Genomic DNA, 12,024 nt, shown 5'->3' with positions numbered 1-12,024 from the left:
TCCATGAAAGTTCTCGTCGTCGGGGGCACTGGCGCCCTTGGGGGCCACGCCGCCCTTCATCTTGCGGCAAAAGGCCATCAGGTCACCATCACCGGGCGCGGTACAGGCGCCAATGCCGCCACGCCCATGGCCAAGCTCGCCTATCTCCAGGGCGACTATGTGACCGGCGATTTCACCCCGGATCGACTGGCGGGGTTCGACTGGGTCGTCTTCGCCGCCGGCAACGATCCGCGCCATGTGCCCGCGGGGGCGGACTTCGGGGCGTGGCTGCGCCAGGCCAATGACGTGGCCATTCCCGCATTCTTCGCCGCCGCGCGCGAGGCGGGCGTATCCCGTGCGGTGCAACTCGGCAGCTTTTACCCCCAGGCCGCTCCGTACCTGCTGGACGGCAATGTCTACATTCAATCGCGCCTTGCCGCCTGCGAAGGCGCGCGTGCCGAGGGTCGCCCTGGCTTCGACGTCTGCAGCGTGAATGCCCCCTTCATGGTCGGCACCGTCCCCGGCCTGCCCAGCGCGATCTTCGAACCTTACGCCCAGTGGGCCAAGGGACACCTGCCGATCCCGCCTTACGCACCGACCGGCGGCACCAATTTCATGTCATTCACTTCGCTTTCCGAAGCGATCGAGGGCGCGCTGGAACGGGGCGCGCCGGGCAAAGCCTATCTCGTCGGTGATGAGAACCTGTCGTTCCGGGATTACTTCCAGATGTTCTTCGACGCGGCCGGTCGATCCGATGTGCAACTGAAGGAGCGGGACGCGGAAATGCCCCTGCTGCCCGACGTGGCGATCCCGCAAGGGCGCGGCAACTTCATCGATTACCAACCCGATCCCGTGGAAACCGCTCTGCTCGGCTATCGCCGGCAAGATGTCCGCGCGGCCGTGAACGATATCGCCGCCCAGTTCGGATAGGACGGATAAGACACTATCGGCCGGCGTAACAGCCGGCCGATGGCATCATCCTTTGGCGACGGCGCTGACGCCGACCACGCCATTGGTGAACTTCACCGTCTTCACCGCGATCGACGTTTCAACGTGCTGCACCCCTTCCACCGCCATGATCTGGCGGACGGTCACCTCATGCAGATCCTCGATCTCTCGATAGAGGCAGGTGGTCATGATATTGAATGGACCCAGCATCGTCATGATCGAATGGATCGTCGGGATCTGGCGCAATTCGCGGGCGATCTGCTTGAACCGCGTCATATCCGCCTGGATCGAGACGAAGGCGGTCTTGGTGCTGCGGTCCAGTTTAGGGCTGATCAGCGCGGTGAAGGCGATCAGACCATCCTGCTGCAAGCGCTTCAGCCGCAGGCGGATGGTGCCTTCATTGACCCCCAGATCGGCGGCGATGCTGCGGTTGGACACGCGCGCATCCTTGGAAAGGATCGCGATGATGCGGTGATCGAGATCGTCGAGATCAGGCCAGCTCATTCCGCGTCCTCCACCGAATCCAGACCGAACTTGATGATGTCGAGCCCGATCGACTGCGTGATCGAGCGGATACCCGCCACTTTCGAGAACTTCCTGGTCACGAACTGCGAAAGATCGTCCACATTGGGCAGGGCCAGCAGCACGCTCACTTCGTAGCGGCCAGTTACCAGATAGGCGGCGAAGACTTCCTCGAACTGCGCCAGTTCCTCCGCCACGTCGCCCGGCGCGCGTCCGCTGACCTCGATGCCGATGTAGATCAGCACGTGATAGCCATGCACCGCGAAGTCCGAAACGGCGACCACGCGCAAAGTGCCGGACTCCTCCATGCGCCGCATCCGGGCGGAAACGGTGGTGGGCGCGATGTCCAGCGCCTTGGCGATCTGCTGGTGCGTGGCGCGGCCATTGCGCCGCAACTGCTCCACGATCTTCAGGTCCGTTTCATCGAAGTCCGCCAGATCGTCCATGCCCTCGCCCGTTTCTTTCCCATCGTTGCCGATAAGCGAAGGGTCTTGCCAGTATCGAAACGGCACGTCGAATCGAAAGCGCTTCTCCGCATTGGGAAATCCCCGGGCTTGATCGGTGCTCAATCGCGTAGCAGCGAGCCGCCGTTGACGTGCCAGAGCTGCCCATTGACCCATTCGCCGTCGTCGGAAGCGAGGAAGGCCACCGCGCCGGCAATATCGTCCGGCTGGCCCAGACGGCGATGCGGGATCGCCTCCAGCATTCCGGCCACATAGTCGTCGGTCAGGTGCTGGGCCACCGCCTCGGTCATCACCACGCCGGGGCAGATGCCGTTGGCGCGCACGCCCTGCTTGCCGAACTTGCGCGCGACATGGCGGACCAGCGCGTGAAGCGCGTTCTTGGTCATCGGATAGGCGACCTGCAGCGGATTGCCGGAGATCGCCGCGCCGGACGAGGTATAGATCATCGCCCCGCCGCCACGCTCCAGCAGCACCGGCAGAGCCGCCTGCGTGGCGAGGAAATGGCTCTTGGCATTGATCGCGAAGGACCGGTCCAGCACCTCCTCCGTGCAGTTGAGCACATCGATATCGCCCTCCGTCCCGCCCGCGAGGTTGGAGTGGTAGAAGTCCAGCCCGCCGAATTCCGCCAGTGCCGCTGCCACGATCGCGGCCTGAGAGGCAGCGCTGGTGCCGTCCAGCCGCATGCCGATCGCCCTGCCGCCGCCTTCGCGAATGGCGTGTGCGGTATCCAGCGCCCATTCCTCGACGATATCGCCGATCACCACCGAAGCACCCTCGGCTGCAAGGCGGCGCGCCGTTGCCGCACCGATGCCTCGCCCGCCGCCGGCAACGATGCCGACCTTGCCGCTCAATCCGCGCATTATCCGTACTCCTGAATTGTCTTTGGCCGGCCGAGGCCGATCACACTTGCGGGCGCCGATCCTTCCACGGCGCGGCCTGTTCCAGCTGACCGGCAAGGCGCAGCAGGCCCGCCTCGTCGCCATAGCGGCCGACGAACATCACCCCGATCGGCAGCCCCGCCTTCGACATGCCCAGCGGCACCGACATGGCGGGCTGGCCGGTCATGTTCTCCACTTGCGTGAAGGGTGAGAACGCCGCCGCGCGCGCGCCCCATGCGGCGAAGTCGACACCCGGCGTCAGGTTAATCTTGCCCAGTTCCAGCGGCGGCGCGGCCAGCGTGGGGGAGAGGATCATGTCGTAATCGGCCATGAACTGCGCCATCGTCAGCGCCGCCGCCTGCAGCGCATTGTTGGCCCGCACATAGTCCATGCCGGTGACGTGCTGGCCCATCTCGACGAAAGCCAGCGTGATCGGTTCCAGCACATCGGGGCCCAGCGGAATGCCGGTGGCCTTGGCCCGGTCCAGCATGTCCGCCGCCACGGAAGAGGCGATCAGCGCGAAACCGGCCGCGCCAAGGGCGGCGACGTCCAGCTTCGGCGCGGCCTCGACCACCGTGTGGCCAAGGCTTTCGCAGAGGCGTGCGGCGGCCAGCGCGGCATCGCGGCACTCGGGATCGATCGGCGCGCGGGATGGCGCATCCAGCATCAGCGCGATGCGCAGCTTGCCCGGCACCTTGGTCACTTGCGCCAGGAACGTCTCGTACGGCGTGGGCGCGGAATAGCGGCTGCCGGGCTCCACACCGTGCGTAACGTCAAGGATCGCAGCGGAATCGCGCACGCTGCGCGTTACCGCGTGGTGCACCGAAAGCCCGCCCCACCCTTCCGTGCGCGGCGGCCCCATCGGCACCCGGCCCCGGCTGGGCTTGAGACCGAACAGGCCGCAGCACGATGCCGGAATGCGGATCGATCCGCCGCCGTCAGTCGCATGGGCCGCCGGGATCACGCCCGATGCCACCGCCACCGCCGCCCCGCCCGACGAACCACCGGCAATATGCGCGGGGTTCCACGGATTGCGGGTAGCGCCGGTCACCTGGTTCTCGGTCGTGCCGGTCAGCCCCAGTTCGGGCACGGCGGTCTTTCCGAAGACCACGAAGCCCGCCTTCTCGATCCGGCGCACCAGTTCGGAGGTTACATCGGGGCGGTAGTCCTTGAAGAACCGGCTGCCGTTCCCGGTCGGCAGCCCCGCGATATAAGTGTTCAGGTCCTTGAGCAGCCACGGCACGCCGCGGAACGGCCCTTGGGGAAGCCCGTTGGCGATCGCCGCGCGGCCATAGTCGTAATGCCGCTGCGCCATGAAATGCAGGCGTGGGTCCAGCGCCTCGGCCCGCCCTATCGCCGCATCCAGCAGTTCGAGTGGCGATACCTGACGCGTACGGACAAGCTCCGCCAGCCCCAGCGCGTCGTGCGTATCCAGCGGATGGCCAGCCCCGGTCGCGGCCTTTGTGGCCGCAAGGGCAGGTGCGGCGGCAAGCCCCCCGGCCGCCGCCGCACCTGCGATCATCGTGCGACGGGTCATCGACGTTCCTTCTCCCGGCATGTCCCCCATGTTCAATCCTGCTGTGCGTAGAAGCGGGAATAGAACTTGCGGAACTGCGGGATCGGACCGTCACCGTCGCAGATGATCGGAGAGGGTTCGAATTTCTGGCGGTCCCACACCACCTTGTCCTGATCGAACTGCTTGCAGATGTCGCGGATCAGGCCCTTGGCCAGCCGCCCCATCGGCCCTTCGGCCTGCGCCTTGGGCTGGGTGAAGCAGAAGCGCGCGTGCACGTGATCCTCGCTCACCGGCGTAAGGCAGGCGATCATCAGCGTTTCGGAAATGCCGGTGAAGCGCGTCCAGCTCTGGCCCGGGCCCATCGTGTCATAGCTGATAAGGCCGTCCACTTCGCCCATCGGCGTGCCCATCTTCGCCTTAACATCCGCACCGCGGCCCCATTCGCCCCAGCGCAGATCGCCCTGCGGCACATCGGCCGTGCCGTGGATGTACTTGAAGTGCGCAAAGTCCACGCCGTTTTCGGCCATGTTCTGCAGCGAACCCCAGACGTTCCATTCGTGGACCTCGTAATCGGTCCAGTCGGGATCGGTCGCCTCCGGCAGCACCGCCACTTCCCATAGCGGATCGGCGTCTTCAGGGTGATACCAGACCCAGATCCAGCGGTTCACTTCCACCACGTGCCAGGTGCGCACGCACTTGCGCTTCACCTGCGGCGGGATCACGCGGGCATAGGGGATGTCCTTCACCACGCCCTCGTTCCCGTCATAGCGCCAGGCGTGGAACGGGCATTCGAGCAGGTTGCCGTTGACCTTGCCGCCGTGCCCCATGTGCGCGCCGAGGTGGCGGCAATAGGCATCGACCACGCGCACCTGCCCATCCTCGCCCCGCCACATCGCCAGATCCTTGGCGAAGTAGTGCAGCGGCTTCACCTCGCCCACGGCAAGGTCGGCGGACAGGTCGATCGGATACCAGCCGAACGGGATGCCGTTGTTCAGGTTGCGCGCTTCTACCGAGGCACGGCCTTTCACTTCGGCAAGGCGCCAGTCGACCAGATCCTGGCCGCGCAGCTTTTCGAGGATCTGCCACACGGCAACGGGCGGGGTGCGCGCATCGCTGGCGGCGCGCGGATCGGCTTCGGACATGGGTACCTCTCCGGTCATGACTTGAGATCAAAAACCCTGATCGCGTTTTCGCGCAGGAACTTGGGCCAGACGTGTTCCTTGAACGGCACGTTCTCCATGTCGGAAAAGATGCGTTCCAGGCTGAGGCCCATCGGGAAATAGCCGGCGTAGAGGATCTTCTCCGCGCCGCGCGTATTGGCGTAATCGATGATCGCCTTGGGGTAGTGCTTGGGCGCGAAGGCGCTGGTCGAGTAATAGAGGTTCGGCCACTTCAGCATCAGCTTCACGGCCAGCGCCTCCCACGGCTCCGCCCCGTGGCGCATGACGATCTTCAGGTCCGGGAAGAACCAGCAGACTTCGTCCAGATGTTCAACCTTCTGCGTTTCCATCGGGATGCGCGGGCCGGGAATGCCCACATTCAGCAGCACCGGCAGGCCCAGTTCCTCCGCACAGGCGTAGATCGGGAACATGTATTTGTGATTGATCGCCACTTGCGGCAGCGTTCCCGCCGGAAAGCAGCTGATCGCCGACAGGCCGACTTCGGCATGGATCCGCCGGATGCGCCGCACTTCCTCCATCCCGCGATTGGGATCGACCGGCAGGTCGAAGAAGAAGCGGTTCCCGAACATCTCCTTCGCGCGGTAGGACGTGGCATTGTCGTTCCAGCCGACCATGGCCTTGTCCACATTGTGGCGGTCCATCTGCGCGACGGTCCAAGCCACGAAATCGTCCACGTCGCCGGTCTGCGGGATGTCCTTGAACATGTACTGCGCCGGCATCGCGAACTGCTGGATCGTCTGCTGGTCCTTGATCAGCGGACGAAACGGGGCGAACCATTCGGAACGGTCCTCCGCCTCCGGAATGCCGAGCATGCAGTCGATAATGCCGATGTCACGGGGCATGCCCATGCGATGTTCTCCTGTCCTTTGTTGCGCTGTCAGTTGCCCGGTCAGGCTTGCGCGGCCAGTTGCGGCCACAGTGCACGCAGCGCGATCTTGTCTATTTTCTGGGAATGGTTGCGCGGCAGAGGCCCGGCCGAGAAGGCGACGTGGGCCGGCACCTTGTAACGGGCCAGCCGCCCGCCCACCCATTCGCGCACGGTATCCGCATCCAGCCCGTCGGCATCGATCACCGCCACCAGCAGTTCGCCCAGACGGTCGTCCGCTACTCCGAAAGTCGCGCATTCGCGCACTTGGGGCAGTTCGCTCAGCACCCGCTCCACTTCGGCGCAGTAAATGTTCTCACCGCCGGAGATGACCATGTCCTTCGACCGGTCGACGATGGTGATGTAGCCACGCTCGTCCCGGAACCCGATGTCGCCGGTGCGCAGCCAGCCATCGGGCGTGAGCGCGGCGGCGGTCTCTTCGGGACGGTTCCAGTAGCCTGACATGACCATGGCGCTACGCACCGTGATCTCGCCGCTTTCACCGGCTGTGCAAAGGCCGCCGTCGGGCCGCACGATGCGCATGTCCACCAGCGGCAGCACACGGCCGGCAGAGGCGCGCGCCTGCAGGAAATCGTCGCCCACCGCCTGCGCGATCGCGCCGGAGGTCTCGGTCATACCGTAGCCGGTGCCGAGCAGCGCGTGCGGGCAGAGGCGGTGTACTTCTTCCAGCAGATTCAGCGGCAGCGCCTGCCCGCCGGAGCCGATGTTGCGCAGCGATGCCAGATCGGCGTCGGCCAGCCGCGCCTTGTGCACCATATCCCACAGCATCGTCGGCACGGTGGAGAGCTGGGTAACGTGCTCCTTGGCGATCAGCCGTACCGCTTCCGCCGCATCCCAGCGCCGCATCGTCACGATCTTCCCGCCCGAAAGCATCGGCGCCAGGAAGCCCGAACCCAGCCCGGAAATGTGGAACAGCGGATAGACCAGCAGGATCGCCTGCGGCGGCGCCTGCTGCATCATGGTCTCGACCGAAATGCCGTACTGGCGCGCCATGTTGTGCAGCACCATCGATCCGGTCAACTGCGTGCCCAGCAGTCCGGTAATCAGGCCGCGATGCGAAAGCACCGCCCCCTTGCAGCGGCCGGTAGTGCCGGATGTGAAGAGGATCGCGCAGGCATCGTCGGGCCCGGCGGGCGCGACTTGTTCGGGCTCCGCGCCCTCGCCCTCCAGCGGCGCGGTCAGGTCCAGAATGCGCCCCCGATAGCCGCCATCGCGGATCGCCGTGGCACGCTCGCCATCGGCAAGCACCAGCGCAGGATCGATATAATCGATGGTATCCGCGATCTCGGCCGCCGATCCCCGGCTGTTGAGCACTGCCGCCACACCGCCGGCCTTGATGACCGCGAGGAAGGCCACCATCCATTCCGCCCGGTTGCGCATGGCGATCGCCACCCGATCGCCCCGGCGGATGCCGAGATGGCGGACCAGTCGGTCACGCCATGCGAAAACCTCGGCATAGCTCAGCCGACGCTCGCCTTCGGGGCCTTCGAAATCGACGATCATCGTCTGATCGCCGAACCGGCGCGCCGTTTCCAGCAATTGGCCAAGGTCGGCCGGTGCATTGACGAAGATGCGCAGGCCGTCCCGCTCACCGATTTCGAACGGCGCACCGGCTGCGGTGACTTCCGCGAAGACCGGGTCGACCGTGGCCACACCCGCACCGTCACACTGATTGAGCACTGCCTTCCCCTACCCGGTAGCCGTGGGCGCACATGGGTCCGGCCACGCCGGCAAGGCCCGCTTTCGCTGCCCCGGCTTCGCGCCAGACATCCCGTTCCCGTCGACTCGCATCGTTTGTGTTCTGCGGCCAGAATATTCCCTTGTTCGCGTATTTCAAGGCAATTATTTTTACGCGCTATCTCATCAGCGACGATCCAGCATGATTTCCCCGCACGATCGGCATTTTCCTCACCAAAATGCGTGTTCTTCACGAATACAATGGCCGATTTCGCGCCATTCCATGCACTCCACGCAGTCGCTCAATTTCGTTCTTTTGGCTCAGATTCGTATTTTTGATGTTTACATTCTACGCATTTTGAAGAATTCAATTGCGTAACGCAGCCGCTCGCGAGTTGCGCACCACGGGACAAGAGGAAGCTGGGAAAGCGATGATTCGGGATTTCGAAGGGCGCGTGGCGGTGGTCACCGGCGGCAGTGACGGCATCGGGCTGGCGACCGCCGCACTGCTGGCCCGGCGCGGGGCGCTGGTGACGATCTGCGGGCGCCGGCAGGACAAGCTGGACCACGCCCTGGCCGCGATAGAGGCCGAAGGCAGCCCTATCACCGCCGTCAGGCTGGACGTGGCGGATTTCCCCGCCCTCACCGCGATGATCGAGGATGTCGCCCGCCGTCATGGCAGGCTGGACATGCTGGTGAACAACGCGATGTCCACGCACTACGCGCCGATCGCGCGCCTGACGATAGAGCACTGGCGCAAGGATTTCGCGGTCAACGCCGATGCCGCTTTCGTCGCCACGCAGGCGGCGATGAAGGCCATGACCGATGGCGGCAACGGCGGCGCCATCGTCAATGTCGCGTCCACGTGCGGGATCCGCGCGGCGGTCAACATGGCCAGCTATTCGGCCTCCAAGGCAGCGCTGGTCCATTTCACGGCGGTGGCCGCGATGGAGGGCGCGCCGCTGGGCATCCGCGTGAACGCCGTGGTCCCCGGCCAGGTGCAGACCGTGGGCACGGCGGAATTCGCCGCCCGCGCGCCGCAAGTCGCCGCGCGCACGACGGAGGCCATTCCGATGGGCCGGGGCGGCCATCCGGACGAACTGGCCCGCGCCATCGCCTTCCTGCTTTCCGACGATGCCAGCTACGTCACCGGCACCGCGCTGCCGGTGGACGGGGGCAAGGCCGCGCAACTCTACATGCCGTCCTGACGGCCAATCTCACCAGCGCGCCTCCGTCCGGAGGGTGTGCACCAAACCGGTTCCGATCCGGGCACCAGCGACGGCGGGCCGGATAGGGCCGGACCTGCCGCGAACAAAAAGACAATCACGGGAGACAATCGATGCCGAAATGCCATCAGAGATTCAGGAGCCCCACCCTCATCGTGCACTTGCTGGCGGGCGCCAGCGGGCTTGCGCTTGCCCTGCCCGCCATGGCGCAGGAAAAGCCGGCAGAACCAGCCCAGTCCGGCCTGAACGAGATCGTGGTGACCGCGCAGAAGCGTTCGGAAAACCTGCAGGACGTGCCCATCGCGATCAGCGCCATCGGCAGCGAGAAGATCGAGCAGCTGGGCATCCAGGATTCGCGCGATCTCAGCGGCTTGGCGCCGAACGTCACGATCCTGCCGGGCACGGTCAGCAACAGCGCGGCGGTCTTTTCCATGCGCGGCATCTCCAACGGCGGCAGCGAAAGCTTCGGCGTCGATGCCGCGAACGGCCTCTATGTCGACGGCGTCTACATCGCCCGTTCGGGCGCGATGGGGCTGGACGTGATGGACATCCAGCGCGTGGAAGTGCTGCGCGGGCCGCAGGGCACCCTGTTCGGCCGTAACACGACCGGCGGCGCCATGGCCTTCATCTCCCGCGAACCGTCGAAGACGTTCCGCCTGAAGGCAGAGGCCGGATACGGCAACTTCGACGCGTGGAACGGCAAGATCATCCTCGATCCCGGTGAGATCGCCGGCGTGGCCACCAGCCTGTCCTACAGCCATTCGCAGCGAAACGGCGTGGTGGACAACATCCTGCAGCCCAAGGATTCGAAAGACCCCGGTGCGCGCAACAGCGATGCCTTCCGCATCGCCGCCCGCGCCGAACTGGGCGGCACCGGCAGCATCCAGTACATCTTCGACTGGAACCGGATCGACGGCAGCCCGCCCGCCTTCCAGCTGACCAACGTTTCGGACGGCACCTATCGCCCGCCGATCGTGGTGGACGGCCAATCGGTGGCGGTCACCCAGCAGGCCCCGGTGGCGCAATATCTGGCCGGCGTGACGTTCGCCGATCCCGAATGCGCGGCACTGGCGGAGCCCCGGCGCAAGTACCGCAGCAAAGTCTGCAACGACATCCTGGGCAAGGCGATGGACAAGAGCTGGGGCCACAACCTGCAGGTCCAGAACGATTTCGGCCCCTTCAAGGTGAAGTCCACCACCGGCTACCGCTTCTGGAACAGCGATTCCATCGCCGATCTGGACGGCATCGGCGCGTTCACCGGGCCGGCCTTTTCCAACGCCACGCTGTTCAACGGGATGCCCGTCTCGCTGCTGCAGTACATCCCCTCCATCCCCGCCGCCGCGCGCCCGTTCATCGCCGCCGCGCCGGTGCCGACGACATCGCAGAACCTCTACGACATCAACAACCACCGCCACCACAAGCAGCTGAGCCAGGAGATCGAGGTTTCCGGCGATACCGACACGTTGGACTGGGTGGTCGGCGGCTTCTACTTCTGGGAAAAGGGATCGGAAGACGGCTATCAGAACAGCGGCTACGTCCTCGATACCAATGCCATCTTCCTGGCCAATTTCGGCGCGCTGGGCCCGTCCTTCGCCGCCGCCAATCCGGCCCGCTATCGCCTTGTGCAGACGCTGGCCCGGCTGACCTACACCGCCTCCAGCGAGAGCAAGGCGCTATACGGCCAATTCACCTTCTACCCCGGCGGACGGGATAGCGGCATCCGCCTGACGGCGGGCGGGCGCTACACCTGGGACGACAAGAGCATGATCCGCCAGCAGAACGGCGCCGCGCCGCTGCCGGTGGCCGAAACCGGGCACGCCAGCTTCAGCAAGTTCACCTGGAACCTGATGGCCGGCTATGACATCGCGCACGACATCAACCTTTATGCCCGCGCCGCCACCGGCTATCGATCGGGCGGCTTCAACTCGCAGGATCCGGCGATCAGCGGCACGACCACGCTGCCACACTACAACCCGGAGAGCGTCACCTCCTACGAGATCGGCGTGAAGAGCGAACTGTTCAACCGCCACTTGCGCCTGAACCTTGCCGCCTATCACAACATCTACAAGGATCTGGCAGTCAACGTGCCGCTGACCGATGCGCCGGTGGGCACATTCGCCACGCGCATCGGCAATGCCGGCAAGGTGACCTACACCGGCTTCGAAGTGGAAGCGCAGGCCGTGCTGAACGAGTACCTCTCGCTGGACGGCAACCTTGGCTATGTCGACATCAAGTACAAGGAGTTCCTGGCCGGCCAATCGACCACGCCGGGGGCGCCGCCGGTCAACATCGCCTCCATCGTGACGCCGGGCTATACTTCGCCGCTCACCGCCAATGCCGCGATCAATGCGCAGTTCCCGCTGGGCTGGAACGACGCCACGCTGAAGGCGCGCGTGGGCTATACGCATGAGGACGGCAAATACAGCTTCACCAGCATCACCACCTCCCCGTTCAACGACGTGCTGAAGGGTGACGACCGCGACGTGATCGACGCGCAGATCGGCGTCGAGAACATGGCGCTGGCCGGCGGGCAGGGCTTCGTCCGGTTCTGGGTGAAGAACCTGACCAATGCCAAGGACTTCGTGCGCGCCATCGATTTCGGGCAACTGGGTTATGGCGGCGGCTATTACGCCGATCCGCGCACGTATGGCGTGACGGTGGGCGTCACGTTTTAATAACTCTCAGCGCGGGTTCCACCCTGCGCCGCGGGCCGGCACTGTTAGCGTGTCGGCCCGCCACTCTGTTTG

General features: G+C 65.2%; 10 protein-coding genes. 3 read left to right on the top strand and 7 right to left on the bottom strand.

Translation table 11 applies throughout. The features are described from left to right. Positions 1 to 3: 3 nt before the first annotated feature. The gene (locus tag ACZ1JC_RS06455) at positions 4 to 909 is read left to right on the top strand and encodes an NAD-dependent epimerase/dehydratase family protein (protein WP_465138756.1); all 906 of its coding nucleotides are present in this window, start codon (positions 4 to 6) and stop codon (positions 907 to 909) included. Positions 910 to 954: 45 nt separating this feature from the next. On the opposite strand, the gene ACZ1JC_RS06450 is transcribed toward ACZ1JC_RS06455, so the two are convergent. The 7 genes from ACZ1JC_RS06450 to ACZ1JC_RS06420 form a co-directional block, all read right to left on the bottom strand. Next, entirely contained in the window at positions 955 to 1,431 is a 477-nt protein-coding gene (locus tag ACZ1JC_RS06450) for an Lrp/AsnC family transcriptional regulator (RefSeq protein ID WP_465138757.1), read from the bottom strand. Further along, positions 1,428 to 1,895: an Lrp/AsnC family transcriptional regulator gene (locus ACZ1JC_RS06445; protein WP_465138758.1), complete on the bottom strand. Its 468-nt coding sequence runs from the start codon at positions 1,893 to 1,895 to the stop codon at positions 1,428 to 1,430. Before ACZ1JC_RS06445 ends, ACZ1JC_RS06450 begins: the two co-directional genes overlap by 4 nt. 119 nt (positions 1,896 to 2,014) lie before the next feature. Next, positions 2,015 to 2,773: an SDR family NAD(P)-dependent oxidoreductase gene (locus ACZ1JC_RS06440; RefSeq protein WP_465138759.1), complete on the bottom strand. Its 759-nt coding sequence runs from the start codon at positions 2,771 to 2,773 to the stop codon at positions 2,015 to 2,017. A gap of 40 nt (positions 2,774 to 2,813) precedes the next feature. Beyond that, positions 2,814 to 4,328 (bottom strand): amidase, encoded by a 1,515-nt coding sequence (locus ACZ1JC_RS06435; protein WP_465138760.1) that lies wholly within the window; start codon positions 4,326 to 4,328, stop codon positions 2,814 to 2,816. 32 nt (positions 4,329 to 4,360) lie between these two features. Then, the gene (locus tag ACZ1JC_RS06430; protein ID WP_465138761.1) at positions 4,361 to 5,449 is read right to left on the bottom strand and encodes a Rieske 2Fe-2S domain-containing protein; all 1,089 of its coding nucleotides are present in this window, start codon (positions 5,447 to 5,449) and stop codon (positions 4,361 to 4,363) included. Between the two features lie 14 nt (positions 5,450 to 5,463). Then, positions 5,464 to 6,336 carry an amidohydrolase family protein gene (locus ACZ1JC_RS06425; protein ID WP_465138762.1) on the bottom strand — a complete coding sequence of 291 codons (873 nt, stop codon included), beginning with the start codon at positions 6,334 to 6,336 and terminating at the stop codon, positions 5,464 to 5,466. Positions 6,337 to 6,377: 41 nt separating this feature from the next. After that, positions 6,378 to 8,054: a class I adenylate-forming enzyme family protein gene (locus ACZ1JC_RS06420; RefSeq protein WP_465138763.1), complete on the bottom strand. Its 1,677-nt coding sequence runs from the start codon at positions 8,052 to 8,054 to the stop codon at positions 6,378 to 6,380. A gap of 428 nt (positions 8,055 to 8,482) precedes the next feature. Between ACZ1JC_RS06420 and ACZ1JC_RS06415 the strand changes: the two genes are divergently transcribed. Both ACZ1JC_RS06415 and ACZ1JC_RS06410 read left to right on the top strand, forming a co-directional pair. Continuing rightward, positions 8,483 to 9,259 carry an SDR family NAD(P)-dependent oxidoreductase gene (locus tag ACZ1JC_RS06415; protein WP_465138764.1) on the top strand — a complete coding sequence of 259 codons (777 nt, stop codon included), beginning with the start codon at positions 8,483 to 8,485 and terminating at the stop codon, positions 9,257 to 9,259. A 173-nt stretch (positions 9,260 to 9,432) separates the two neighbouring features. Further along, on the top strand, positions 9,433 to 11,952 hold the full coding sequence (locus ACZ1JC_RS06410) for a TonB-dependent receptor (protein WP_465138765.1): 2,520 nt from the start codon (positions 9,433 to 9,435) through the stop codon (positions 11,950 to 11,952). Positions 11,953 to 12,024: the final 72 nt, after the last annotated feature.

It is taken from the genome of Sphingomonas sp. BL-S-28 (assembly GCF_055521515.1).
This window is presented reverse-complemented; position numbering and strand designations above follow the sequence as displayed.

Bases quoted from the DNA above. Each gene is read 5' to 3' on its own strand.
- ACZ1JC_RS06455 (WP_465138756.1), top strand. From the start codon at position 4: ATGAAAGTTCTCGTCGTCGGGGGCACTGGCGCCCTTGGGGGCCACGCC.
- ACZ1JC_RS06450 (WP_465138757.1), bottom strand. From the start codon at position 1,431: ATGAGCTGGCCTGATCTCGACGATCTCGATCACCGCATCATCGCGATC.
- ACZ1JC_RS06445 (WP_465138758.1), bottom strand. From the start codon at position 1,895: ATGGACGATCTGGCGGACTTCGATGAAACGGACCTGAAGATCGTGGAG.
- ACZ1JC_RS06440 (WP_465138759.1), bottom strand. From the start codon at position 2,773: ATGCGCGGATTGAGCGGCAAGGTCGGCATCGTTGCCGGCGGCGGGCGA.
- ACZ1JC_RS06435 (WP_465138760.1), bottom strand. From the start codon at position 4,328: ATGACCCGTCGCACGATGATCGCAGGTGCGGCGGCGGCCGGGGGGCTT.
- ACZ1JC_RS06430 (WP_465138761.1), bottom strand. From the start codon at position 5,449: ATGTCCGAAGCCGATCCGCGCGCCGCCAGCGATGCGCGCACCCCGCCC.
- ACZ1JC_RS06425 (WP_465138762.1), bottom strand. From the start codon at position 6,336: ATGGGCATGCCCCGTGACATCGGCATTATCGACTGCATGCTCGGCATT.
- ACZ1JC_RS06415 (WP_465138764.1), top strand. From the start codon at position 8,483: ATGATTCGGGATTTCGAAGGGCGCGTGGCGGTGGTCACCGGCGGCAGT.